Raw genomic sequence first — 25,462 nt, 5'->3', positions numbered from 1 at the left:
CTTCGTCTCCTAGGCTGCGGTGGTGTGGACCCGTTCGCTGTGCAGCACGCTGGCACGGTGCAGACGGGTATAGATGCGCAGCAAGGCATGGGCGACCTTGCTCCAGGTGTAGTCGCGCCGCGCGCGCCGCTGGCCCGCCAGCCCCATGCGCAGGCGCAGCTGCGGGTCGGCCGCCAGCCGCGCCAGCCGCTCGGCCAGCGCATCCGGGTCGCGCGCAGGCACCAGATAGCCGGTGCGCCCATCGACCACCGTGGTCCGGATGCCGCCCGTGTCGGCGCCCACCACCGGGCGGGCGCACGCCATGGCCTCGACCGGCGTGATGCCGAAGGGCTCGTACCAGGGCGTGGTCACGAACACGTCGCTGGCGCCGTAGTACGCGCGCAAGGCCATGCGGTCGCGGCGGCCGACGAAATCGACGTAGGGCGCCACGCCCTCTTCCCGCGCGATGGCGCGCAAGCGGCCCAGTTCGGGCGTCTGGATTTCGCAAGGCTGCTCGCTGTTGCCGCCGACCACGCACAGGCGGGCATCCACGCCGTGGCGCCGGCGCAGCCGGGCCAGCCCCCGGATGACGTTGTCCACGCCCTTGCGCGGCACCATGCGCCCGAGCTGCAGGATGCGAAACGGCCCCTCCTCCCAGCCCAGCGAGCGGCGCGCGGCCGCCGCATCCAGGCTGAACATCTCGGCGGGGTCGTAGCCGCAAGGCACCACGTCGATCCGGCGCCGTTCGGCGCCATACAGCTCGATGAGGTCGCTGCGGTCCTGCGGGCACTCGGCGATGATCCTGTCGGCCTCGCGCACCAGCATCTCCTCGATCTCGAAGCGGCTGTCGGGAAAGCGGTCGGCCTCCTGCTGGTGGCGCCGCCGCACCCGTCCGAGCGCGTGAAAAGTCACCACCAGCGGGATGCCGTAGCGGCGCACGGCCGGCAGGCACGCCAGGCCCGACATGAAGAAATTGGCGTGCAGCACGTCGTACCGCCCGCCCTGGCGCGCCACGTGACGCAGCAGGGCCGCGCCGAACTCGTCCATGTGGCCAAGCAGCTCTTCCTTGGGCAGATAGCGGCGCGGGCCCGCCGGCACATGGATGACGCGCACGCCATCGTGCCAGGGCACGACCTCGGGCAGGCTGGCATCGTCCCAGCGGGTGTACACATCCACCTGATGCCCGGCCAGGGCGCACTGGCGGGCGATCTGCGCGACGTAGACGTTCTGCCCGCCACTGTCGACGCTTCCGGCAAGCGCCAGCGGCGAAGCATGCTCGCTGACTATCGCAATTCGTTTCATGTCGCACTCCATGTAGGTACGGGGATGGATCCCTTACCCGCATAGAGCAAGCGGTATGCCGCACCCGGCCAAGAGGGCCGGCCGGGCCGGAAAAAAGAAGTGATCCGGCACTTCTTTCCGGTCCTGGTAAAACTTACTCGCCGCCGGCCGCCGCCGCGCCGGGCCCGGCGGGCCGCGCGGCCGAGCGGCGCAGGCCCGAGACGGCCGCCAGCAGCTCGCCCGTATCCACCGGCTTGGCCAGGTGCAACTGGAAGCCGGCCAGCAAGGCGCGCATGCGGTCTTCCGAACGGGCATGGCCGGACAGGGCGATGGCCGGCAGGCGGTCCGATAGCGAGGCGCCGCGCTGCGCCTCCATGGCGCGCACGCCGGCGATCACTTCGTAGCCTTCCATGTCTCCCAGCGAGATGTCGCAGATCAGCACATCCGGCCACCGTGCGGGCGCCTGGGACTGCAGCCAGGACAAGGCCTGCTCGCCGCTGGCGCAGCCGACCGGCTCGGCGTGATGGCCCTGGAGCAGGGCCGCCAGCAATTCGCGCGCCTCGGCCTGGTCGTCCACCACCAGCACCCTCGCCCCGGCCAGGTCGATCTCCTGGCCTTCGTCGGCCGGCTGCGCCGGCGCCACGGCGCGCAAGGGAAAGCTCAGGCTGTGGCGCTGCCCGCCATCGGGCGTCGGCTGCCAGGCATAGGCGCCGCCCAGGCTTTCCATCCGGGCCGCGATGCGCGCCGGCTCGGGCGCGTGCAGGCCCTCGCCTGGCGGTCCGGCCGCGAAGGGCGCATCCTGCGCGTCCGCCCGCACAGGCGCCGGCCCGGGCGCGCCGGGTCCGCCCGTGCCGACGGACAGGCGCGTGAGCGCGCCCTCGCGCGCCAGCGTGATCTCCACCCGCCCGCCCGGGGGCGCCACGCCGATGGCATAGGCGCACAGGTCCCAGACCAGCTGCTGCACGGTACTGGGGTCGGCGGTGATGCGCGCGGCCTGGTCGGAAATCGTGGTGTACAGGTTCACTGCCTTGCGCACGGTCAGCTCGCGCGCCGCATCGAGCACCCCGGCCACCACCGCCACCAGGTTGACGGGCTGGCGGCTCAAGCGCTCGCCCGTATCATCCAGCGCGTGCTGCTGGCGCTGCAAGGCCCACATCTGCGCATACATGCCGTCCTGCGCCATGAGCTGCGCATGCGTGCCCTGCTCCACCACCCGCCCGTGGTCCATCACCAGAATGAGATCCGCATCGACGATGGTGGACAGGCGGTGGGCGATGACCAGGGTGGTGCGCCCCTGCGCCATGCGGTCCAGCTCGGTCTGGATGGCCCGCTCGGTCCGCGTATCGAGCGCCGAAGTGGCCTCGTCGAAGATCATGATGGGCGGGTTCTTGAGCAAGGCCCGCGCGATCGCCACGCGCTGGCGCTCGCCGCCCGAGAGCTTGACGCCGCGCTCGCCGACCACGGTGTCGTAGCCGGCCGGCAGCGCCTGGATGAAGTCGTGCACGCGCGCGCCCCGCGCAGCCTCGACGATTTCCTCGCGCGAGGCCTGCGGCCGGCCGTAGCCGATGTTGTAGGCGATGGTCTCGTTAAACAGCAGGGTGTCCTGCGGCACCAGCCCCAGGCTGCGCCGCAGGCTGGCCGGCTCGGCCGTGGCGATGTCCTGGCCGTCGACCAGCACGCGTCCGGCATCGGGCTCGTAAAAGCGCAGCAGCAGCCGGGCCAGCGTGGACTTGCCCGAACCGCTGCCGCCCACCACCGCGACGGTTGCGCCGGCCGGCACTTCGAAGTCCACGTCCCACAGCACCTGGCGTCCCGGCTCGTAGCCGAAGCTGACGTGCTCGAAGCGCACGCTGCCTTGCCCGGGCCGCACCGGCGGCAGCGCCGCCGCGCCGGCGGGCTCGAGCGGCAGCGCCAGCAGGCCGCACACCCGCTCGGCGTTGATGAAGGCTTCCTTCGACTGCCGGAACACCAGGCCCAGCGTATTGAGCGGCAGGCAGATCTGGATGATGTAGGCGTTGACCAGCACCAGGTCGCCGACCGTCATCGTACCGGCCGCCACCGCCTGGCCGGCCATGAGCATCACGGTGGCCACGCCCGCCGCGATGATGGCGCTTTGCGCGACATGCAGCGCGCTGAGCGAGCGCTGGTTGCGGATGCCGGCATCGACCCAGCGCATCAGCACGCTGCGCATGCGCTGGCCTTCCAGGGCCTCGTTGGCGTTGACCTTGGCCGCCTCGTAGTTCAGCAAGCTATCGACCAGCGTGCCGCCGGCCGAGGAATCCAGCTCGTTGAGCTCGCGCAGGACGGCCGTGCGCCGCTCGGTCAGGAAGAAGGTGCAAAAGAAGTACAGGCCGAAGGTCGCCGCCACCACCAGGGCGAAGCGCACGTCGTAGCCGGCCACCAGCACGCCCACGACGGTCACGATCTCGACCAGCGTGGGCAATAGGGTGAACAGCCCCGTGCCCAGCAGGAAGGCCACGCCGGCGGTGCCGCGCTCGATGTCGCGGGCCAGCACGCCGGTCTGCCGGCTGGCATGAAAGCGCGCGCCCAGGCGCAGCACATGGTCGAACATGCGCAGCGTGAAATCGGCCGCGCAGCGCTGCGCGACCCGGGCGAACACCAGGTCGCGCAGTTCGGTCAGCGCGCTGCCCGCGAAACGCAGCAGCGCATAGCCCAGCAGCAGGAAGACCGGCAGCGTCAACGCGGCGGGCGCGGCGCTCAAGGCATCGACGATGTGCTTGAGCGCCACCGGCACCAGCACCATCATCAGCTTGGCGCACACCAGCAGCACCACCGCCACGGCCGTGCGGCCGCGGTTGCGCCACAGCGCCCGCATCACGGTGCGCAGCACCTCCCGGCTGGCCACGTTCATGGCTGCACGATCGACTGCACGCCTTCCTTGGCCACGGCCCGCAGGGCATAGGCCACGGCGCCGGCGAACGCCTCGTCGAACCAGGGGTTTGCCCCGCTTACGCCCACCGCGATGCCGTGGGCGTAGACGCTGCCCCACAAGGGCTGCATGCCCTGGCGCAGCAGGTGCGGGTACAGGGCGCAGGCGGCATGGCCGTCCATGCGCGTGCGCCAGGCCATCTCGGCCTTGCCGCGCGCATAGGCGGCGTAGTCGGCATCCCACTTGGCGCGGTCGCCGACGCTGGCCTCATAGAGGATGGATGCCTCCAGCGCATGGCGCTGCGGGTCGGCCAGCGGATGCATGATCACGACGTGCAGAAAGCCGCTCTGGCCCACGCGCGGGTCGTCCAGCGAGGCCGTCATCATCGGCATGACCAGGTCGACGGCCCGTGCGGCGGCGCGCGCGTCCAGGAAAGCGGCGTCAAACGGCATGGGCTGGACAGAAGCATTCATCGAGACACTCCGGGGATGGGATGGCGGTTATGTAAGAACATGCAATCGCCCCATGCCCAGCAAGCGCCGTGCCCACGCGCCGGCGCCCCGGCACCGGCTGCGGCGCTGCGCGCCGGCGGCACGAAAATTTTTCAGGGCCAGTAAGTTTTGCCGCCCAATCGGGCCCGCGCGCCGGGCCGGCGCGCCGCTACACCCGGGTACGCGGCTTGCTCGCGACCAGGCACGGCGATTGCTTTCCAAACCACCATATGCGCCGCGATGTCCCGCATCGACGCCGCCTTCGCAATACGGAAGGACAGCAATGCAATCTCTACACACCGCTGCGGCCCTGCACCTGCGCCACGAATTGCGCCTGGCGCCGCGCCTGCAACAAGCCGTAAAACTGCTGCAGATGTCCACCGTGGAATTCTCCATGCTGCTGCAAGGCGCCCTGGCCAGCAATCCCTTTCTGGAGGCGCCGGGCGAGGCGGCATGGCAGGCGGCCGGACAGGAAGTGGTGGTCGAGGCGGGCCCGGACCCCCTGCCCCTGTCGGGCAGCGAACTGCAGCTGGACATCGCCCCGGCAAGCGAGCCGCCGCCGGCCGAGGCCGCCGCCCGCGTACGCGAGCCGCACGCCAGGGCCGGCACGGGCAACCCGACGGACTGGATCCATGCATCGATGACGATGAAGGAGCACCTGCTGCGCGAACTGGGCGCCTACACGCTGTCCGCCCACGACAGCCTGCTGGCGCAGCACATCATCGACGCGCTGGACGAGGACGGCTACCTGCGCGCGCCGCTGGAGGACCTGGCCGCCGCGGGCCTGTTCGAGCGCCGCCCCAAGGAAGGCGAATGGCGCGCCGCGCTCAGGCTGGTGCAGCACCTGGCCCAGCCGGGCCTGGCCGCGCGCGACCTGCGCGAATGCCTGAGCCTGCAGCTGCAGGCGCGGCCGGCCTGCCCGGTGCGCGATATGGCGCAGGCGATCGTGCAGGACCACCTGCACCTGCTGGCCCGCAAGGACTACGGCGCCCTGCAGCGCGCGCTGGGCGCCTGCGCCGCGCACGTGCACGCGGCCTGCGACCTGGTGCGCTCGCTCGATCCCAAGCCGGGCTATCGCTACGACAGCGCCGCCCCCCAGTACGTGGTGCCCGACGTCTACGTGGTGCGCGGCACGGACCGCTGGCTGATCGCGCCCAACCGCCAGGCGCGCGTGACGCCGCGCCTGAACGGGTCCTACGCGCAGATGCTGCGCGCCCTGCCCGGCCATCAGCGCGGCGAACTGCCGCGCGAACTTGACGAGGCCCGCTGGCTGATCCGCAACGCGGCTCACCGCTACAGCACCATCGAGCGCGTGGCGGCCGAGATCGTCACCCGGCAGCAGCGCTTCTTCGCGGAAGGCGAGCGCGGCCTGCAATCCTTGCTGCTCAAGGAAGTGGCCGACGCCCTGCAGATGCACGAATCGACCATCTCGCGGGCCGTCGCCAACAAATACATGATGACGCCGCAAGGGCTGCAGCCTTTCCAGCGCTTTTTCTCGCGCGCGCTGCCGCAAGGCGGGGGCAAGGAGCACGCCACCGCGGCCGTGCGCGCCCGGGTCAAGGCCTTGATCGAGGCCGAAAGTCCCGATCGCCCGCTTTCGGACGTGCGCATCTGCGGCCTGCTGGCCGACGAAGGCATCGTGGTGGCCAGGCGGACCATATCCAAGTACCGGGCGCAGCTGAACCTGCCGCCCGCCGAACTGCGCAGGCAGGCCTAGCGCCCTTGCGCCAACCGCCGCGCGGCCGCCAGGCAAGGCCGCGGGCATCCCACGGAGGATCCATGGAATACGACACTTTCAAACGCATGTACCTGGCCGAACTGCAGGAGATGCGCTCGGCCGAGGACCAGCTTGCCGACGCGCTGCCGCGCCTGGCAGAGAAGGCCTCGGCCAGCGACCTGCGCCAGGCGGTCAACCGGCACGCGCTGCAGACCGAGCGCCAGCGCGAGCGCCTGGACGCGCTGATCCAGGGCCATCGCGCCGAGCCCGCGGCGCACCGGGACAGCGCCATGGGCACGCTGCTCAAGGAGGCCGGCCGCTGGGCCGACAAGATCGACGTGCCGGCCCTGCGCGACGCCGGCCTGATCAGCTCCTTGCAGCGCATCGAGCATTACGAGATCGCCGTCTACGGCTCGCTGGCGACCTGGGCCAAGCAGCTGGGGCTGGACGGCGACATGACGGCCCTGCTGGACATCCTGGAGGAAGAAAAGCGCACCGACCACGACCTGAGCGTGCTGGCCAAGAAGGCCGTCAACCCGCAGGCGGCCCGGTCCTAGCGCCTGCGCCGCACGCTGCCAACGCCCCGGCAGGCGCGGCCCGGCGGCGCAGGCGTACACTGCGGCCTGTGCACCGCCGCCTTGCCCAGGCATGAACCTGCTCAGACAAGAAGCCCTGCTCGTGCTGGCCGCGCTGACGGCGCTGGCCGGCGCGGTGCTGCCGGCCAGCGTGCTGAGGGGCACGCCCGCGGCGGCCTACGTTTCCACGGTGGCGCTGGTCGCGGTCATCGTCTGCGCCTCGGTGCGCGCGGCCAGCCACGCCGAGCGCATCGCCCACCGGCTGGGCGATCCCTACGGCACCATGATCCTGACGCTTTCGGCCGTGCTGGTCGAAGTCGTGGTGCTGAGCCTGGTGATGTTCCATGCGCACTCGCCCACCCTGGCCCGCGACACCATCTACGCGGCGGTGATGCTCGACATCAACGGCATCCTGGGCCTGGCCGCCCTGCTGGGAGGCATCAAGCACGGCGAGCAGTCCTACAACGATGATTCGGCGCGCACCTACAGCGTGATGATCCTGACCGCGATGGCGGTCTCGATGGTGGTGCCCGAGTTCGTGCCGCAGCGCGCCTGGCGCGCCTATTCGATATTCACCATCGTGGCGATGGTCACGCTGTACGCGGTGTTCCTGCGCATGCAGACCGGCCCGCACAGCTACTTCTTCAGCTACAGCTACCCCGAGAAGCGCCGCAAGCGCAGCGAGCGGGCCGCCCAGGCGCATCCGGTGCGCGCGGCCGTCGCGCTGCTGGGCGCCAGCATCGTGCTGATCGGCGTGCTGGCCGAGCTGATGTCGCGCAGCCTGGCGGCATCCCTGGCCGAACTGGACGTGCCGGCGGCGGTGCCGGCCATCGTGGTCGCGCTCATCTCCGCCAGCCCGGAAATCCTGACGGCCCTGCGCGCCGCCCTGGCCAACCGCATGCAGGCAGTGGTCAACATCGCGCTGGGCGCCTCGCTTTCCACGGTCATCCTGACCGTGCCGGTCATCGAGGCGCTGGCGCTGATCACCGGCCTACCCTTCGAGATGGCCATGACGCCCATCCAGACCCTGATGGTGCTGGTCACCCTGGTGGTGACGGCCATCAACCTGAACGACGGCCAGACCAACGCCATCGAAGGCATGACGCACTTCGTGCTGTTCGCCACCTTCCTGATGCTGGCCGCCCTGGGCATATAGCGCGGCTCGATGCCCCTGCGCCCGGCTCGCATTCCGGGATGCCCGGCGTCATGATTCCCCTCGTACAATCCGCGCACTGTCCTTCGCGCGTTCTGCCGCGCCGGCAAACGGAAACCTCATGAGCAAGAAGCCTTCGGCCCCGCAGGCCGACACCCAGACGATCGCCTCCCTGACCGCCACGCGCGCGCGCATCGAAAGCCTGCTGCCCACGCTGGGCCCGGCCGCGCAGCGCATCGGAGAATTCGTGCTCCGGAACGCCGAACGCGTGGTGCATATGTCGGTCAGCGAAGTGGCCGAGCAGACCGACTCCAGCGAAGGCAGCGTCGTGGGATTTTGCAAGACCATCGGCGCCAAGGGCTTCCAGCAGCTCAAGATCGCGCTGGCGCAGGAACTGGTGCAGCCGGTGCAGTACATCCACGAGGACCTGGCAACCTCGGACAGCACGGGCGCGGTGGTCAGCAAGATATTCCACAGCAACATCCAGACCCTGCAGGAGACGTCCTCGGTGCTGGACGTAGGGTCGCTGGAACAGGCGGTGCAAGCCATCCGCGCCGCCCGGCGCGTGGAGATCTACGGCATCGGCAGCTCGGCCACCATCGCCGAGGACGCCTACTACCGCATGCTGCGCATCGGCCTGAACGCCGTGGCCGTGACGGACTCGCACATCCAGGCCATCAGCGCCTCGCGCACCGGCCCCGATGTGGCGGTGCTGACCATCTCCCATTCGGGCAGCAGCTACGAAACGGTGCTGGCCACGCGGCTGGCCAAGGAGGCCGGCGCGCGCACCATCTGCATCACCAACTTCGGCAAGTCGCCGATCCACGCCTATACCGACATCCTGCTCTACACCATGGCGCGCGAGACCCGCTTTCGCACGGAAGCCATGACCAGCCGGCTCGCGCAGCTGGCCATCATCGACACGCTGATCGCCTGCCTTGCCCTGGCCGACAGCGACCGTTCCGTCGCCACCCTGAAAAGCACGTTCGACGTGCTTTCGCTCAAGCGCTACTAGCCTGGCGCGGCATGGCGGCGCCTGGCAAGCCGCGGCGTGCAGGGCGCCGCAGCGCCAGCAAGCCCGCCGGATCCGGCGCATCGGCATGCGGGCCGGGCCCCACCAGCAGATAGGGCAGCCCCATCGCCACCGCGCCGGCCGCATCCGTGTCCGGGTTGTCGCCGATCACCACCAGCCGGCCTGCGCCGGCCGCATGCAGCCGGCCCACGGCTTCGGCGAACATCGCGCGCCCGGGCTTGCCCACCACATGGGTATGCGCGGGCTGCACGCAGGCGCGCAAGGCCTGCAGCAATGCCCCGGTCTCGGGCACGATCTGCCCGTCCGGCCCCGGGTGGGTCAGGTCGGGATTGGTGACCACCAGCGGCGCGCCCTGGGCAAGCTCGCGCGTGAGCTGGGCCAGGCGCCGGTAGCTGAAGGACTTGTCCAGCGCCAGCAGCACCACCTCGGCATCGCGCTCGACCAGCCGGCATCCCAGCGTGCTGGCCAGCCGCTTCAAGCCCGTGGACCCACATAACAGCAGGCGCCGGTCCAGGCTCGTTCGCGCCAGGTGGCGCACTGCCTGCTCGCCGGCCAGCACCAGGTCCTGCGGCACAACCGGCAGGCCGGCCCGCGCCAGCCTGCGCGCGAGCTGCGGCGCGGTATGGGTCGAATTGTTGGAGACGATCACGAAGCGCCCGGCATAGGCATGCAGCAGTTCGCTGGCCCCGGCCATGGGCTCGTCCTCGCGCATCAAGGTGCCGTCCAGATCGACGATCAGGCCCTGGGCCTCCTGCCGCCAGGGCCGGGCAGGCGCATGGGCGGCGGCCGGCATGCGCGGGCGCGGCGGGCTCGGTTCGGTGAAAAAGTCGGCATCGGGTCGGGGTAGCAAGGTCATCGAGGTTCGGCTGGGCTATGGCGGCGGGCTGGCCGCGGAGCCTGCGCACCGCCTTGCGGGGGGCCGGCCGATCGCGGCCCGGGCGCCGGAATCATCCTGCCATTCTATTGAAGATTTCTCAGTTTTACATCTGTGATTTCTGAACAACGTTCATTTGAATGTCATGTTGGCTACCTAACCTTGCATCCCGTGACGTCTCTTCCCCACACCACGCAAGGAAACCGCCGTGACCGCTCTTCGCCCCCGCTCCCTCGTCCTGGCCCTGTGCGCCCTGCTCAGCCTGCCCGCCGCCGTCCAAGCGCAACAAAGCGCCGACGGCAGCGCCCAACGCCCCTTGCGCGTGCTGCTGATTCCCGCCGACGGCGGCACCGAATCGGGCACCCGCGCCGATTACGAGCCCGTTTTTAATGCCATCAGCCGCACCACCGGCCTGCATTTCGACCTGAAGGTCGGCCAGTCCTACGGCGCCGTGGTCGAAGGCATGTGCAACCGGCTGGCCGATATCGCCTTCTTCGGCCCGGTCTCGTACGTGCAGGCGCACCAGCGCGGCTGCGCCCAGTTGCTGGCCGTGGGCGTGCAGAACGGCGAATCCGCCTACTACGCGGCCATGTTCGCCAAGGCCGACTCGCCCATCGGCGCCATCACCGACCTGAAGGGCCGCAGCGCCGCCTTTGGCGACGTGAACTCGGCCTCCAGCTTCACCTTCCAGGTCGCCTCCATGCTGGACGCGGGCATGAACCCGGCGCGCGACCTGTCGGCGCTGCGCATGACGGGCAGCCACGCCAGCAGCCTGGCCGCGCTGGTGCAGGGCCAGGTCGACGCCGCCGCCCTGTCCTTCGATTCCTTCGACAAGGCCGTGCGCGGCGGCGCGGTGGATCCCAAGACGGTCAAGGTGATCTTCAAGAGCGAACCCATTCCCTATCCCCCGCTGGCGATGAACACCGCCCTGCCCGACGCGCTCAAGGCCACCTTGAAGCAGGCCTTCGCCAAGGTGCACGAGGCCCCCGGCGTGACGCCGGAGATGATCCGCGGCTACGGCGGCGCCAAGCTGGACCGCTACGACACCGAGTTCTCCGAAGAGCAGTTCGCCGGCCCGGCCGCCAAGATGGCCCTGCTCACCGACGAGATAAAGGGCGAGATCCTCAAGAAGGCCGCGCAGCGCTGATCGCCAAGGAGGACGCATCATGCTCAGCTTCGAATCGGTCGGCATGCGTTACGCCAACGGCACGGTAGCCCTGGATTCGGTCAGCCTGGCGCTGCCGCGCGGTCAGTTCTGCGTCGTGCTGGGCTCTTCGGGCGCAGGCAAATCGACGCTGCTGCGCATGGTCAACGGCCTGGTGCGGCCCACCAGCGGGCGGGTATCGGTGCAAGGCGTGCCGGTCTCGCCGGCCAGCCTGGCCCGCCTGCGCCCGCGCATCGGCATGGTCCACCAGCAGTTCAACCTGGTGACCCGCGCCAGCGTGGCGGCCAATGTGCTGTCCGGTGCGCTGCCCGTGCTGCCGGCATGGCGCGCGCTGCTGATGCGGTACCCCCGGGAGCTGCGCGAGCGCGCCTGCGCGCTGCTCGAGGAGGTCGGGCTGCAGCCCGAGCACCTGCACCGGCGCGTCAGCGAACTGTCCGGCGGCCAGCAGCAGCGCGTGGGGCTGGCGCGCGCCTTCATGCTCAACCCGCCGCTGCTGCTGGCCGACGAGCCGGTCGCCAGCCTCGACCCGCGCATCAGCGCGCAGGTGCTGGCCCTGATGCGCCAGCAGGCGGGCGAGCGCGGCACCACCGTGCTGTGCAGCCTGCACCAGGTCGAACTGGCGCGCGCCTATGCGGACCGCATCGTCGCCTTGCGCCACGGGCGCGTGATGTTCGACGGCCCGCCAGCCGATTTCGGCCCGGCCGCCGCCGCCGCCCTGTATGCCGCCGCGCCCGCTTCGCCGGCCGGCGCCCCGCCTGCGCCCGCCATGCCGGCGCACTCCCTGGCCCCTGTCGAACAAGGCTGATCATGACCGCCCCGCACAGCAACGCATCCGGCACTCCTTCGCCTTCCTGGAAGCTGGACCCCCCATACGGCGCCCGCACCATCCTGGCCGTGATCGTGGCGCTGGCCTTGTTCCTTTACGGCGGGCAGCGCGTGGACATGGACAGGATGGCCGCGCTGAGCCTGCAGGGCCTGCTCTCGGCGGTCGGCCTGCAGGAAAGCTCGCAGGTCGGCGCGGGCCTGGGCAAGGTGGCTGGCAGCCTGTTCCCGCTGCAGATCGCCGAACGCACCGAGATCGCCCGCCTGGAGCATTTCGATCCCGACCGGCTGCCCTGGCTCTCGCGCGTCGAGACGCTGCGCCAGACCGAGGCCAGCCTCAATCCCCATACCCTGCGCATGGAGGAAACCGTCTCCGAACGGCGCTATCTGGTCGAGCCGCTGGGCTATGTGACGCACGTGGCGGTGAAGATGCTCGAGACCATCGAGATCGCCCTGTGGGCCACTGTGCTGGCGGTGCTGGGCAGCCTGCCGCTGGCCTACGCCAGCGCCCGCAACTACACGCCCAATCGCGTGGTATATGGCGCTGCGCGCGCCCTGGTCAGCCTGTTTCGCTCGATGCCCGAACTCATCACCGCGCTGTTCCTGGTGCTGGCCTATGGCTTCGGCCCCATCGCCGGCGTCCTGGCGCTGGCCATCCATTCGATGGGCTTTCTGGGCAAGTTCTATGCCGAGGACATCGAGACCGCCGACCCCAAGCCGCAGGAGGCCCTGCAGGCCATCGGCGCGAGCAAGCTGCGGGTGCTGATGTACGCCGTCGGCCCGCAAGTGCTGCCCCAGTTCATCGCCTACACGCTCTACATCCTGGACCGCAACGTACGCATGGCCACCGTCGTGGGACTGGTCGGCGCCGGCGGCATCGGCCAGGAGCTGAAGGGCCGCTACGACATGTACCAGTACGGCCACGTCGGCACCATCCTCGTGGCCATCTTTTTCACCGTATTCCTGCTGGACCTGTTCGCCGCGCGGCTGCGCCGCAAGGTGGCCTGATCCGGTCTTCCTCTCATCCAGGAGCCTTCCATGTCCTTCGCTTTGCTGCACGGCCGCCGCCTGGCCGCCGCCTTCCTGCTTGCCAGCCTGCTGTCCGCCTGCGGCGGCGGCGATTCCGACTCCGACGAGCCGGGCGCCAACGAGCCGCCCCCCACCCAGCCCGGCGGCCCGCAGGCGCCGCAGGAACCGCAACTGCGCTGCGCGCCCTGAAAACACCGACCGCCTTCCGACCCAACGTGTGAGACTTTCCATGAGCCCGACCGATCCGCGATTTCCCAGCAACGCCCCGCGCCGCGACTTCCTGCGCAAGTCCGCCGGCACCCTGGGCGCCGTCTCCGCCCTGTCGATGCTGCCCGCCTCGATCCAGCGCGCCCTGGCCGTGCAGGCCGACGTGCAGACCGGCACCATCCAGGACATCAAGCACATCGTGATCCTGATGCAGGAGAACCGCTCGTTCGACCACTACTTCGGCGCCATGCGCGGCGTGCGCGGCTTTGGCGACCGCTTTCCGATCCCGCTCGAGAGCGGCAAGTCCGTCTGGTACCAGTCGGACGGCACGCGCGAAGTGCCGCCCTTTCACCTGGACAAGGAGACGATGAACGCCATCTTCGTGCCGGGCACGCCGCACTCGTTCTCCGATTCGCAGGCCGCCTGGAACCAGGGCAAGTTCGGCTACTGGGCCAAGTTCAAGAACCCGCCTTCGATGGGATACTACCGTCGCGCCGACCTGCCCTTCCAGTACGCGCTGGCAGAAGCCTTCACCATTTGCGACGGCTACCACTGCTCCATCACCACCGGGACCGATCCGAACCGCATCGTGTTCTGGTCCGGCTCCAACTTCAACCCCGAACTGGGCCGCCTGGGCATCAACTGCACCGACGCCGACTCCGAACCCAACAACCTGCGCTGCTGGGTGACGGGCACCTGGCCGGACCCGGGCTACACCTATGCCGGCTCGGCCTTCAAGTGGGCCACCCTGCCCGACCTGCTGGAGCAGGCCGGCGTAAGCTGGCGCATCTACCAGGACCCGAACAACAACTGGACCGGCGCCATGCATGGCGGCCTGGCCTTCGAGAGCTTCCGCAACGCCCAGCCCGGCTCGCCGCTGTACGAAAAGGGCATGTCCCACTTCGACCTGGACCGGCTGGAAGCGGACGTGCGCAACAACACGCTGCCGGAAGTCTCCTGGATCCTGCCCTGGCCCTCGGTCTCCGAACATCCCAGCGGCGGCGGCAGCACCGCCCAGGGCGCCGACTATCTCTCGCGCATTCTCGATGCGCTCACGGCCAATCCGGAGGTCTTCAGCAAGACGGCCTTTTTCATCACCTTCGACGAGAACGACGGGCTGTTCGATCACGTGCCCCCGCCCGCCGTGCCTTCGTACGACGCGTCCGGCAAGCTGATGGGCAAGTCCACCGTGCCGCTGGACGGCGAGTATTTCTCGGACCCGGCGCGCGCCTATCTCAATCCGGAGGACACCATCAGCGGCACCACGCGGCCCTGGGGCCTGGGTCCGCGCGTGCCCATGTACGTGATCTCGCCCTGGAGCCGGGGCGGCTGGGTGTGTTCCGAAGCGCTGGACCACACCTCGATCGGCCGTTTCCTGGAAAAACGCTACGGCATCACGGTGGACAGCATCAGCCCCTGGCACCGGGCGGTGTGCGGCGACCTGACATCGGCCTTCGACTTCGAGACGCCCAACCGCGCCGCCTTTCCCGAGCTGCCCGACATGAGCAGCTACGCCGCCATGGAAGCGCAGCAGCGCGCCATGCCGCGCGCAGCGCCGCCCGCCGCGCCGCAGCCGCTGTACCAGGAAACCGGCGTGCGCTATTCGCGCGCCCTGCCCTACGAGCTGCACGTGAGCGCCCGCCTGCGCCAGAGCGGCGAGGTCGAACTGCTGTTCGCCAATACCGGTACGGCAGGCGCGGTATTCCATGTGTACGACAGGAAACACCTGGACCTGATCCCGCGCCGCTACACCGTCGAGCCGGGCAAGCAGCTCCAGGACGTCTGGGATGCGCGCGCCGACGGCGGCGACTACGACCTGTGGGTCTACAGCACCAACGGTTTCGTGCGCACCTTCAGCGGCAATACCCACGACGATCCGCGTTGCGAACTGCAGGTCTGCTACGACCCGGACAACGCCACCGTCTACGCCAAGGTATCGAACCACGGCGAGACGGCCGCACGTGTGGAGCTGGCCCCCAACGCCTACCGCCAGGACGGCCCCTGGACGCTGGACATCGCGCCCGGGCAGGTCGCCGAACAGCACTGGGCCCTGGCCGACAGCGGCAACTGGTACGACTTCAGCCTGCGTGCCGAAGGCCTGAGCCGCCGCTTCGCCGGCCGCCTGGAAAACGGCAAGGACGGCGTCAGCGATCCGGCCATGGCCACCACCCTCTGAAGACGACAGACAGGACACCATCATGCACGCAATCGCATCCATGCCTGCACGCGCCGGCCAGAAGGCGGCCCTGGCCCTGGCGGCCTGCTGGGCCACGGGCGCGCTGGCCCAGCCCGCGCCCAACCCCACCAACATCGCCGTGGGCGGAAACGCCGGCCAGAACGTTTCCACCAACTGGAACACCGCCGTCGGCGAGGGCGCCGGCTCGAACGTCAGCGGCAACAACGCCAACCAGGCGATCGGCTATTACGCCGGCAACAACGTCAACGGCGGCTGGAACCAGGCCATCGGCCGCAGCGCCGGGCAGGACGTGACCGGCAGCTACAACCAGGGCTTCGGCTTCTGGGCCGGCACCGGCGTGACGGGCAGCCAGAACAACGCCATCGGCTCGAACGCCGGGCGCAACGTCGCGGGCAGCAACAACCAGGCCATCGGCAACGGCGCGGGCAACAACGTCAGCACCAACTGGAACACCGCCATCGGCGAGGGCGCCGGCTCGAACGTCAGCGGCAAGAACGCCAACCAGGCGATCGGCTACTACGCCGGCACCAACGTCAACGGCGGCTGGAACCAGTCGATCGGCCGCAGCGCCGGGCAGAACGTCAGCGGCGACTACAACGACAGCTTCGGCTTCTGGGCCGGCACCGACACCGTCGGCAGCAACAACCTGTCGGTGGGCTCGAACGCCGGACGCAACGTCACCGGCAGCAGCAACCAGGGCATGGGCCAAGGCGCCGGGCGCAACGTCACGGGCCACGGCAACCTGGCCAACGGCCAGAATGCCGGCCAGTTCGTCGAAGGCGACGGCAACCAGTCCAGCGGCCGCAATGCCGGCCAGACCGTGGCCGGCGACAACAACATCGCCTCGGGTTCGTATGCCGGCAGCGAAGTGCGCGGCAACAACAACCAGGCCCTGGGGCTGGGCGCGGGCCGGCAGGTGGTCGGCTCGAACAACGTCGCGCAGGGCACCGGCGCCGGCATCGGCGTGGCCGGCGACGACAACATCTCGCTGGGCAGCGACGCCAACCGCGGCAACACCGCCAGCCGCACGGTGGCCGTGGGCACGGCCGCCTCGGCCGGCGCCTCGGACAGCGTGGCCATCGGCACGCAGGCCAGCGCCACGGCGGCCAACAGCGTGGCCCTGGGCGCCGGCTCGCAGGCGGCGCGCGGCGCCAGCCAGGACTACGCGGCCTACGGCATCCAGGCCCCGCAGTCCTCCAGCGGCGAGGTCAACGTGGGCGGGCGCCAGATCACCGGCGTGGCGGCCGGCAGCCAGGACGGCGATGCGGTGAACGTCGGGCAGTTGCGGGCCGTGGACCAGCGCGTGCAGCAGCATTCGGCCGACACGCAGCGGCACCTGGCCGACCTGCGCTCGGACGTCCACACCGTCGACCGCTCGCTGCGCGGCGGCGTGGCCGCCGCCATGGCCACGGCCGCCCTGCCCCAGGCCTACCTGCCCGGCCGCAGCATGGTGTCCATGGCCGGTGGCGCCTGGAACGGCGAAAGCGGCTACGCCATGGGGCTTTCGCACGTCACGCGGGGCGGGTCGTGGGTGGTAAAGGCCGCGGCCAACGGGACTTCGCGCGGGGATCTCGGAGGGGCCGTGGGGGTCGGGTATCAGTGGTAGAAGCGGGGATGGGCATGTCGGGGGGCGTCAGGAAAGCGCCCCCTTCATCGCGACTTGCTCTCCCGCAACGCCCGTATCCCTTCCGGCGGCTCGAACGTATCGGCCCGCGCCGGCGTCCAGAACGCCTGGAACACCGCATGCCCGGGCACCCCGCGCAGCAGGTCGCCCGGCGACAGGAAGTTGTACAGCGAAGCCAGCGAACGGATCTCCACCGGCGAGACGCGCCGCACGATGTGCTCCGGGCCCAGCTGCGAGGTATGGGTCAGGCCGGCGGCCGACAGCAGTTCGCGCAGGGCCCGCAGGGTATTGGCGTGATACTGGTGCACGCGCGTGGCCTTGTCGGGCACGTCCAGGTGGCGCCAGCGGCTGCGGTCCTGCGTGGCCACGCCGGTCGGACAGCGGTCGTTGTGGCAGCTGAGCGACTGGATACAGCCCAGCGCGAACATGAAGCCCCGGCCGGCGTTGCACCAGTCCGCGCCCATGGCGATGGTGCGGGCGATCTCGAAGGCGCTAGTGATCTTGCCCGCCGCACCCAGGCGGATATGCTCGCGCAGTTCCAGGCCCACCAGCGTGTTGTGCACCAGCATCAGGGCCTCGTTCATCGGCACGCCCACATGGTCGGCGAACTCCACGGGCGCCGCGCCCGTGCCGCCCTCGGCGCCGTCCACCACGATGAAGTCCGGCAGCAGGCCGGTCTGCATCATGGCCTTGGCGATGCCGAACCACTCCCAGGGGTGGCCGATGGCCAGCTTGAAGCCCACCGGCTTGCCGCCGGCCAGCTCGCGCAGCCGCGCCACGAACTGCAGCAGCTCGATCGGCGTGGAAAAGGCCGAATGGCGCGAGGGCGAGATGCAGTCCATGCCCACCGTCACCCCGCGGGTGGCGGCGATTTCCTGGCTGACCTTGGCTGCCGGCAGCACGCCGCCGTGGCCGGGCTTGGCGCCCTGCGACAGCTTGACCTCGATCATCCTGACCTGGGCGTCGGCGGCGTTGCGGGCGAAGCGCTCGGGATCGAAACGCCCCAGTTCGTCGCGGCAGCCGAAATAGCCCGAGCCGATTTCCCAGACCAGGTCGCCGCCGCACTCGCGGTGATACGGCGAGATCGAGCCTTCCCCGGTATCGTGATAGAAGTTGCCGCGCCGGGCGCCTTCGTTCAGGGCGCGGACGGCATTGGCCGACAAGGCCCCGAAGCTCATCGCCGAGATGTTGAAGACGCTGGCCGAGTAAGGCTGCGTGCACTGCGGCCCGCCCACCGTCACGCGAAAATCGTGGCTCTGGATTTCGGTGGTGGCCAGCGAATGGTTGATCCACTCGTAGTCGGTGGCATAGGTGCTGCGCAAGGTGCCGAAGGCGACCACGTCCAGCTGCCGCTTGGCCCGCTGGTAGACCAGCGAGCGCTGCTGGCGCGAGAACGGCACGTCCTCCAGGTCGCTTTGCACGAAGTACTGGCGGATCTCCGGGCCGATGGATTCCAGCCCGTAGCGGAAATGCGCCAGGATGGGATAGTTGCGCCGCAAGGTGCTGCGCCGTTGCACGATATCCCAGGTGCCCAGCCCGGCCAGCAGCGCGAAGACCGTGCCGGCGCCGGCCCAGGCCGGCCAGGCCGGCGCCAGCGCAAAGGCCAGCACGGCCAGCACGATGCTCAGGAAATAGACCGCGTAACGCTTCATCATTGTCGGGAGCTCCGCCTAGGAATACACCCGCACGACTATAAGCGAAGGCTACGCGCGCGACAGAAACGCGCGCAGCGGCGGCCGGCGCGTGGCCCTAGCCGAAAACGCGGAAGCGTTCGGCGTCGTCCATGAAGGTCTTCTCGGGAAAGCCGCCCTCGTTCGAGCCGAAGGGCATCTGGGCGCGCAGCTTCCACGAGGGCGGCAGGTTCCATTGCCTGGCCACGGCCTCGTCGATCAGGGGGTTGTAGTGCTGCAGGCTGGCGCCCACTCCCGCGTTGGCCAGTGCCGACCAAACCGAAAGCTGGGCCATGCCGCCGGACTGCTCGGACCATACGGGAAAGTTGTCCGCGTACAGGGTGAACTGGTCCTGCAGCTTCTTGACCACGTCCTGGTCTTCGAAGAACAGCACCGTGCCCACGCCGGCGGCAAAGCTCCTGAGCTTGGCCTCGGTTTTTTCGAAGCCCTCGGCCGGCGCCACCTTGCGCACCTCGTCCACGGCGATCTGCCAGAGCTTTTCGCTTTGCTCGCCGAACAGGATGACCGCGCGCGAGCTTTGCGAATTGAAGGACGAGGGGCTGTGCTTGATCGCCTCCTGGATCAGCCCGGTCAGCGCCTGCCGGGAATGCGAGACGTTGCGTCCCAGCGCGTATTGGGTGCGGCGCTGCTTGAGCGCGTCGAGATAGGCATTGCTCATGGATGAAACCTTCCGACCAGTAGATAGAGGGACAAACTGCGAAAAATTCTACTGGCATTGCATGGCAAAGCAAAGACATGCCGTGTCCGGGACGCCGGCGTTCAAGTGGGCTTCAGGCGGGCTGCACTAGAATGGTGAAAAAAATGAAGCCCCGAGACGCCTGCCCGCCGCCCCCTTCTCCCACCGTCCCGCCGCCTGCGCCCCCCGCCGCCGGGCAAGGCGCGCGCAAGCTGCCGGCCTGGCTCTGGCCCCGCGCGCCCTCGGTCGACAGCCGCGAGATCCTGCGCGCGGTCGTGGGCGCGGCCCTGGGCATTCTGTGCATGGCGCTGGGCAGCCGCTGGGCCATGCAAGCCCTGGGCGGCGCATATTGGCTGGCCGCGCCGCTGGGCGCCAGCGCCGTGATCCTGTTCGTGCTGCCATCCAGCCCGCTGGCGCAGCCCTGGCCGGTGATCGGCGGCAACACCCTGTGCACCGTGGCCGGCGTGGCCTGCGGCATGCTGGCCGCCGACCCGGCTTTGACCGCCGCCGCCGCGGTCGCGCTGGCCATCGCCCTGATGTTCGCATTGCGCTGCCTGCATCCGCCCGGCGCGGCGGCGGCGCTGCTTGCGGCCCTGGGCCAGGCCGAATGGAGCGCGGCGCTGCTGCCGGTGCTGGTCAATTCGGTGCTGCTGGTGGCCGCCGCCATCGCATACAACCGCTTGACCGGCAGGCCGTATCCGCAGGCAGCCGGGCGCGCCGCGGCCGGGCCGCCCCCGCGCGGCGGCCTGGACCCGCAAGACCTGGATGCCGCGCTGGCCCGCTACAACCACGTACTGGACGTCAGCCGCGAAGACCTCGCGGCCCTGCTGCACCATGTGCAGGCCGCGGCCTACGCGCGCACCTTCGGCCACCTGCGCTGCCGGGACATCATGTCGGCCCGGCCGGCGGCGGTCCCGCCGGACATGACGCAGCAAGCCGCCTGGGCGCTGATGCGCGCGCGCCGGGTCAAGGCGCTGCCCGTGGTCGATCCGCACGGCAAGCTGCTGGGCATCGTGACCGCCGCCGACTTCCTGCCGCACGATGGCGCCCCCGCCGGCGGCGGCTGGGGCGCGGGGCTGCGCGCGTTATGGCGCAAGGGCGCGCGCCGCCCCTGGGCCGCGCCGCGCGTGGGCCAGGCGATGACGCGCCAGGTCGACACGGCCTGGCCCGACCAGCCGGTCAGCAGCCTGGTCCCGCTGTTCGCCGAGCGCGGCCACCGCCACATCCCGATCGTGCGCCAGGACGGCGTGCTGACCGGCATCGTCACCCAGTCGGACCTGGTGCGCGCCCTGCACCGCACGACGCAGCAGGCCGCCGGCCAGGCCAGCCGGCCCACAGCCCAGGGCTAGCGGCAGCAGCCCTGCCGGCGCGGCACCGCCCGCCTGCGCCGGCCGCCCCGGCCCGCGCCCGGGGCCTTGACAGTCCTTGAGGTTTGGCGTTCACTGCGTCTTTTAATAAAACTTAATAAGACTGATTATCTTTATTAAACTCATGAGCACCCCTTTTCCTTCGCCCTCACGACTGATGCTCGCGCTGGCGGGCCTGCCCGGCCTGCTGGCGGCCCAGCCCGGCCCGGCGGTCACCACCCTGCCCCAGGTCACGGTCCAGTCCGATGCAATCCAGGAAACCGCCACCGGGCCGGTGCAGGGCTACGCCGCCCAGCGCTCGGCCACGGCCACCAAGACCGACACGCCCCTGATCGAGACGCCCCAATCGGTCACGGTCGTCACGCGCGAGCAGATGCTGGACCAGGGCGCGGCCAACATCCAGGACGCGCTGGGCTACGCGGCCGGGGTGCGCTCGGACGCCTATGGGCTGGATTCGCGCACCGATTCCGTGCGCGTGCGCGGCTCCTCGCCCGACACCTACCTGGACGGGCTGCGCCAGGCCTTCGACTACTACACCAGCACCACCCGCACCGAGCCCTATACGCTCGAGCGCCTGGAGGTGCTGCGCGGGCCGGCGGCCATGCTGTACGGGCAAGGCAGCACGGCCGGCATCGTCAACATGGTCAGCAAGCGGCCGCAAGACACCTTCCAGGGCGAGGTGGGCATCCAATACGGCAGCCACGACCGCAAGCAGATCCAGGCCGACCTGACGGGCCCGCTGACCGAGGACGGGCAATGGCTTTACCGCATCGTGGCGCTCAAGCGCCAGGCCGACACCCAGGTGGACCACGTGCCGGACGACCGCACCGTGCTCATGCCCAGCCTGACCTGGCGCCCCAGCGCCGCCACCTCGCTCACGCTGCAGGCGCTGTACCAGGACGACAAATCGGGCTCGACCTCGCAATTCCTGCCCTGGGCCGGCATGCGCACGCCCAACCCCAACGGCCGCATCCCCACGCGCCGCTTCATCGGCGAGCCCGACCACGACCGCTACGACTCCCGGCGCCGCAGCGTGGGCTGGCTGTTCGAGCACCGCTTCAACGACGACTGGTCCTTCAGCCAGGGGTATCGCCACGCGCGCAACAAGGTCGACTACTTCACCCACTATGCCGACTCGTTCAGCCTGCCGGGGGGCTGGGCCGCGGATCCGGACGGCCAGCGCATCATCGGCCGCTATGCCGACGACAGCATCACCGAGGTGCGCATCGATACGCTGGACCAGCACCTGCAGGGCCGCCTGCGCACCGGCATCGTCGAGCACCGCCTGCTGCTGGGCGTTGACTGGCTGCAGTACCGGCGCGAGCGCGAAAGCGGCTTCGGCTACAGCACCATCGACGCCTACGACCCGGTCTACGGCAACTTCACGCCGCCCACGCTGACCGAGGAGCCGCGCTTCAAGCTGCGCCAGACCGGCATCTACCTGCAGGACCAGATGAAGATCGGCCGCAACTGGATCGTGGCCGCCGGCCTGCGGCACGACCGCGCGCGCAGCGGCCTGGACGGCGGGCGCACCGACAAGGACCAGGCGACCACCAAGCGCCTGGGCGTGATGTACGTGGCCGACAACGGCTGGTCGCCCTATGTGAACTACAGCGAATCCTTCACCCCGCAGGCCAGCACCACGCGCAGCACCCCGGAAGGCGGCGTGCCGGAAACCTACGAACCCCTGCGCGGAGAGCAGTGGGAGGTGGGCGTCAAGCACCTGTCCGAGGACGGCCGCAACCTGTTCACCGCCGCCGTCTATACCCTAAAGGAAAAGAACCGCCTGGTGCCCGACGAAAGCGGCCCGCTGAACAACGTGCAGACCGGCAAGACCCGCAACAACGGCCTGGAGCTGGAGTGGCGCGGACAGATCAGCCCGTCGGTGGACCTGATCGCGCACTACAACTACATCGACCTGGACGACGAACTGGAGGGCATGCCGCGCCACCAGGCCGCGGCCTGGGGCAAGTACCGCTTCTCGGTGGCCGGCATCGACGGCTTTGCGGCCGGCGCCGGCGTGCGCTGGATGAGCGCCTTTCGCGACGGCGATGCGCCCACCACGCAATCGGTCGTGCTGTGGGACGGCATGGTCTCGTACGAAACCCGCCACTGGCGCTATGCGCTTAACGTGAACAACGTGACCGACAAGACCTACGTGGCCACCTGCCTGTCGCGCGGCGACTGCTGGTACGGCGCGCGCCGCAGCATCGTGGCCAGCGCCACCTACAGGTTCTGAGCGCTCGCCCCGCCGCTCAGTCCTGCCCGGCGGGCGGCGCGCCGGCGCCCAGTGCGCGCGCCGCCTGCCCGTCCACGCTGCGCAGGTGCAGGTCCCGCTGCGGGAAGGGAATCTCGATGCCGGCCTCTTGCAGCGCGGTGTACACGTTGGTGACCAGCTCGCTGCGTATGCCCGCCCAGTTGTCGAAATCGGCGGTCCAGCCGCGCACCACGAAATCCAGCGCGCTCTCGCCCATGCCGGTGAACAGCACCACCGGCGCCGGCTCGCCCAGGATGCCCTGCACGCGCGCGACGGCCTCGTGCAGCAGCTGCTTGACCCGCTCGACGTCGCTGCCGTAGGCCACCCCCACTTCGACGTCGACGCGCCGGGTGCGGTCCAGCAAGGTCCAGTTGGTGAGCTTTTCCGAAAGCAGCATGCCGTTGGGCACCACCACGTCGGCGCCTTCGAAGGTGCGCACCGTGGTCGATCGCATGCCGATGCTGCGCACCCTGCCGGCGGTGCCGCCGATGTCCACGACGTCACCCGGCTGCAAGGGCCGCTCGAACATCAGGATCAGGCCCGAGACAAAATTGTTCACCACGCCCTGCAGGCCCAGGCCGATGCCCACGCCCAGGGCGCCGAACAGGAAGGCCATCTGCCCCATCTGAAAGCCCGCCGCCGACAGCGCCACATATAGCCCCAGCAAGACCAGCGCGTAATAGCTCAGCGAGGCGATGCTGTTGTCCACCCCGCGCGGCAGCGCGACCTGGGGCAGCACCTCTTCGCGCAGCACCAGCCGCACCGTGCGCGCGATCCAGAACGCCAGCCACACCGAGAACACGAACAGCAGCACGGTGCCCAGGCTGATCGAGAGTTCGCCATAGTTCATGCGGGCGGTCAGGGCCGCGTGCAGCCAGCCGTACAAGGGCCGGAACAGCCGGAAGCCGTCCAGCGTAAAAACCACCCAGGCCAGCACCGCCACCGCCGTGAAGGCGCGCACCAGCGATGCCACGATGGCCTGGCCGCGCACGCGGGCCAGGTGCAGGCGCGCCACGTAGGACAGGCCCAGGCATTCGCGCAGCAAGGCTTCGAACACCGCCACGGCGGCGTACAGCACCAGGCCCATGTAGGCGGTGAGGATCACGCCGTTGACCAGCATTTCGGCCAGCGAGACGTTGCCCAGCAGGTTGCACAGCACCGACAGCGCCAGCAGCGCCGCCGCGCACCAGGCGCCCGCGCGCAGCAGCCCGCCGGTGCGCGCGCCGGCGGCGGCGCCCGGGCGCCGCACCAGCCAGAGCGTCAGGGCCAGGGCCGCCAAGGCCAGCCAGAAGGTGTACCAGCGATACAGCAGGTTGTCGGCCAGCAGCAGGAAGGCCCCGCGCTGCAGCAGGTAAAAGCCGCTGACCACATAGGGCCAGGCGCCGAGCTGCTCGCGCAGGCGGGTCGGCAGCAGCCGCAGCACCGGCAGCAAGGCCAGCACCATGGCGATCTGGTGCAGCAGCGGCGGGCCGTCGCGCTCGAGCGTGAGCACGCCGATCATCGTCAGCAGGATCCAGGCGGAAACCGGCCTTTGCAGGATGCGCAGCGATTCGGGATCGCGCAGCGGCGCATCGCGCCTGCGCGCGCGCACGGCCAGCACGGCCAGCAGCGGCAGCATCAGGACCTGCAGCAGCGCCAGCGCGCGCCGCCCGCCGCCGCCGGCCTCGCCGTACTGGCGCAGGAAGGCCAGCTGCATCCCCAGGCCCGCGCCCACCCCGGCCGCCGCGCCGGCTTGCTCGGCGCGCCACAGCGGCGGCGCATCGACGTGCAGCAGCCGCCGGTCGATATGATCGATGGCGTCGGCCACCGCTTCCTGCCCGGCCTGCACGCTGTTCTCCAGCACGTTCACGCGCTGGGCCAGGGCCATCTGGCGTGCCAGCGGCGCGGAAAGCGCCGCCTCGGCCAGCGCGATCTGCGCCAGCACCGCATCGATGCGGTCGGACAGGGCCTGCGGCAGCGAGCCGGCGGGATGGGCCGCCCGCGTGGCCAGCCAGGCCTGGCGGCGCTCGGCCATGTCGGCCACGTCGCGCAGGCTCGGGCCGATCGCCACGCGCAGGTCCGCTTTCCAGCGCGCCAGCCGGGCGGCATCGAGCCGCCAATGCCGCTCCAGGCTGTCTAGCTGCAGCTGCGGCAGCACCAGCAGGTCTTCGCTGCGGAACATGGCGCGCTTGTCGCCGACCGAGCGCTCCAGCGCGATCAGCGCCGGCTCGATGCGCCCCAGGGGATCGGCCTGCGCCGCGCGCGCGGCGATCTCGCCCGCCAACTGCTCGTCGGCGTCGGCCTGCCAGGCGATATCGCCCACGGCGATGGCCTGCGCCTGCCGCGGGGCCTCGCCGGCGGGAGCCTGCGGCGCGGCCGCGCCCGCCGGGCGGCCCGCGCTCAGGGCCAGGATGCACAACAGCGCCAGCAACAATCGGTTCATCATGCCTATGTC

The 25,462-nt window shown here is 70.1% G+C and carries 19 protein-coding genes; 12 read left to right on the top strand and 7 right to left on the bottom strand.

Going from position 1 to position 25,462, the window contains the following annotated elements; translation table 11 throughout:
* Positions 1 to 9: 9 nt before the first annotated feature.
* The 3 genes from V8Z80_RS03155 to V8Z80_RS03145 form a co-directional block, all read right to left on the bottom strand.
* Positions 10 to 1,281: a glycosyltransferase family 4 protein gene (locus V8Z80_RS03155; RefSeq protein WP_155192555.1), complete on the bottom strand. Its 1,272-nt coding sequence runs from the start codon at positions 1,279 to 1,281 to the stop codon at positions 10 to 12.
* 133 nt (positions 1,282 to 1,414) lie between these two features.
* Positions 1,415 to 4,132, bottom strand: a complete 2,718-nt coding sequence (locus V8Z80_RS03150) for an ATP-binding cassette domain-containing protein (RefSeq protein ID WP_336060971.1) — start codon at positions 4,130 to 4,132, stop codon at positions 1,415 to 1,417.
* Positions 4,129 to 4,623 carry a hypothetical protein gene (locus V8Z80_RS03145; RefSeq protein ID WP_442951928.1) on the bottom strand — a complete coding sequence of 165 codons (495 nt, stop codon included), beginning with the start codon at positions 4,621 to 4,623 and terminating at the stop codon, positions 4,129 to 4,131. The genes V8Z80_RS03150 and V8Z80_RS03145 overlap by 4 nt, the downstream gene beginning before the upstream one ends.
* A 301-nt stretch (positions 4,624 to 4,924) precedes the next feature.
* On the opposite strand from V8Z80_RS03145, the gene rpoN reads away from it, so the two are divergent.
* The 4 genes from rpoN to V8Z80_RS03125 all read left to right on the top strand — a co-directional run bounded on the left by rpoN (position 4,925) and on the right by V8Z80_RS03125 (position 9,101).
* Positions 4,925 to 6,358 carry an RNA polymerase factor sigma-54 gene (gene rpoN / locus V8Z80_RS03140; protein ID WP_155192559.1) on the top strand — a complete coding sequence of 478 codons (1,434 nt, stop codon included), beginning with the start codon at positions 4,925 to 4,927 and terminating at the stop codon, positions 6,356 to 6,358.
* A gap of 62 nt (positions 6,359 to 6,420) precedes the next feature.
* Positions 6,421 to 6,915 carry a DUF892 family protein gene (locus V8Z80_RS03135; protein WP_155192561.1) on the top strand — a complete coding sequence of 165 codons (495 nt, stop codon included), beginning with the start codon at positions 6,421 to 6,423 and terminating at the stop codon, positions 6,913 to 6,915.
* Positions 6,916 to 7,006: 91 nt separating this feature from the next.
* Positions 7,007 to 8,089 carry a calcium:proton antiporter gene (locus V8Z80_RS03130; RefSeq protein ID WP_155196001.1) on the top strand — a complete coding sequence of 361 codons (1,083 nt, stop codon included), beginning with the start codon at positions 7,007 to 7,009 and terminating at the stop codon, positions 8,087 to 8,089.
* A gap of 118 nt (positions 8,090 to 8,207) precedes the next feature.
* The gene (locus tag V8Z80_RS03125; RefSeq protein WP_336060970.1) at positions 8,208 to 9,101 is read left to right on the top strand and encodes a MurR/RpiR family transcriptional regulator; all 894 of its coding nucleotides are present in this window, start codon (positions 8,208 to 8,210) and stop codon (positions 9,099 to 9,101) included.
* Here the strand turns inward: V8Z80_RS03125 and V8Z80_RS03120 are convergent.
* Positions 9,088 to 9,975, bottom strand: a complete 888-nt coding sequence (locus V8Z80_RS03120; RefSeq protein WP_336060969.1) for an HAD-IIA family hydrolase — start codon at positions 9,973 to 9,975, stop codon at positions 9,088 to 9,090. The genes V8Z80_RS03125 and V8Z80_RS03120 overlap by 14 nt on opposite strands.
* A 226-nt stretch (positions 9,976 to 10,201) precedes the next feature.
* Here V8Z80_RS03120 and V8Z80_RS03115 point away from each other — a divergent pair, with 226 nt between their 5' ends.
* The 6 genes from V8Z80_RS03115 to V8Z80_RS03090 are packed head-to-tail and all read left to right on the top strand — an operon-like array spanning position 10,202 to position 17,019.
* Positions 10,202 to 11,140 carry a phosphate/phosphite/phosphonate ABC transporter substrate-binding protein gene (locus V8Z80_RS03115; RefSeq protein ID WP_336060968.1) on the top strand — a complete coding sequence of 313 codons (939 nt, stop codon included), beginning with the start codon at positions 10,202 to 10,204 and terminating at the stop codon, positions 11,138 to 11,140.
* Between the two features lie 19 nt (positions 11,141 to 11,159).
* Positions 11,160 to 11,963: a phosphonate ABC transporter ATP-binding protein gene (locus tag V8Z80_RS03110; RefSeq protein ID WP_336060967.1), complete on the top strand. Its 804-nt coding sequence runs from the start codon at positions 11,160 to 11,162 to the stop codon at positions 11,961 to 11,963.
* A 2-nt stretch (positions 11,964 to 11,965) separates the two neighbouring features.
* Positions 11,966 to 12,988, top strand: a complete 1,023-nt coding sequence (phnE, locus tag V8Z80_RS03105) for a phosphonate ABC transporter, permease protein PhnE (protein WP_336060966.1) — start codon at positions 11,966 to 11,968, stop codon at positions 12,986 to 12,988.
* Between the two features lie 30 nt (positions 12,989 to 13,018).
* Complete coding sequence (locus V8Z80_RS03100; protein ID WP_155196006.1) at positions 13,019 to 13,198, top strand: hypothetical protein; 180 nt, start codon at positions 13,019 to 13,021, stop codon at positions 13,196 to 13,198.
* 40 nt (positions 13,199 to 13,238) lie between these two features.
* The gene (locus tag V8Z80_RS03095; protein WP_155196008.1) at positions 13,239 to 15,392 is read left to right on the top strand and encodes a phosphocholine-specific phospholipase C; all 2,154 of its coding nucleotides are present in this window, start codon (positions 13,239 to 13,241) and stop codon (positions 15,390 to 15,392) included.
* Between the two features lie 22 nt (positions 15,393 to 15,414).
* On the top strand, positions 15,415 to 17,019 hold the full coding sequence (locus V8Z80_RS03090) for a YadA family autotransporter adhesin (protein ID WP_336060965.1): 1,605 nt from the start codon (positions 15,415 to 15,417) through the stop codon (positions 17,017 to 17,019).
* A gap of 44 nt (positions 17,020 to 17,063) precedes the next feature.
* On the opposite strand, the gene V8Z80_RS03085 is transcribed toward V8Z80_RS03090, so the two are convergent.
* Both V8Z80_RS03085 and V8Z80_RS03080 read right to left on the bottom strand, forming a co-directional pair.
* A complete protein-coding gene (locus V8Z80_RS03085; RefSeq protein WP_336060964.1) occupies positions 17,064 to 18,692 on the bottom strand; it encodes an FMN-binding glutamate synthase family protein in 1,629 nt (542 codons plus the stop codon).
* 94 nt (positions 18,693 to 18,786) lie between these two features.
* Positions 18,787 to 19,386 (bottom strand): nitroreductase family protein, encoded by a 600-nt coding sequence (locus tag V8Z80_RS03080; protein ID WP_155196011.1) that lies wholly within the window; start codon positions 19,384 to 19,386, stop codon positions 18,787 to 18,789.
* A gap of 143 nt (positions 19,387 to 19,529) precedes the next feature.
* On the opposite strand from V8Z80_RS03080, the gene V8Z80_RS03075 reads away from it, so the two are divergent.
* Together V8Z80_RS03075 and V8Z80_RS03070 are read left to right on the top strand one after the other, a co-directional pair.
* The gene (locus V8Z80_RS03075; protein WP_336060963.1) at positions 19,530 to 20,753 is read left to right on the top strand and encodes an HPP family protein; all 1,224 of its coding nucleotides are present in this window, start codon (positions 19,530 to 19,532) and stop codon (positions 20,751 to 20,753) included.
* A 142-nt stretch (positions 20,754 to 20,895) separates the two neighbouring features.
* On the top strand, positions 20,896 to 23,010 hold the full coding sequence (locus V8Z80_RS03070; RefSeq protein WP_442951927.1) for a TonB-dependent siderophore receptor: 2,115 nt from the start codon (positions 20,896 to 20,898) through the stop codon (positions 23,008 to 23,010).
* A 16-nt stretch (positions 23,011 to 23,026) separates the two neighbouring features.
* Here V8Z80_RS03070 and V8Z80_RS03065 read toward each other — a convergent pair whose 3' ends face one another.
* The gene (locus tag V8Z80_RS03065) at positions 23,027 to 25,453 is read right to left on the bottom strand and encodes a mechanosensitive ion channel family protein (protein ID WP_336060962.1); all 2,427 of its coding nucleotides are present in this window, start codon (positions 25,451 to 25,453) and stop codon (positions 23,027 to 23,029) included.
* Positions 25,454 to 25,462: the final 9 nt, after the last annotated feature.

Origin of the sequence: Orrella sp. JC864, assembly GCF_037026685.1 — a bacterium.
GTDB lineage: Bacteria > Pseudomonadota > Gammaproteobacteria > Burkholderiales > Burkholderiaceae_B > Orrella.
This window is presented reverse-complemented; position numbering and strand designations above follow the sequence as displayed.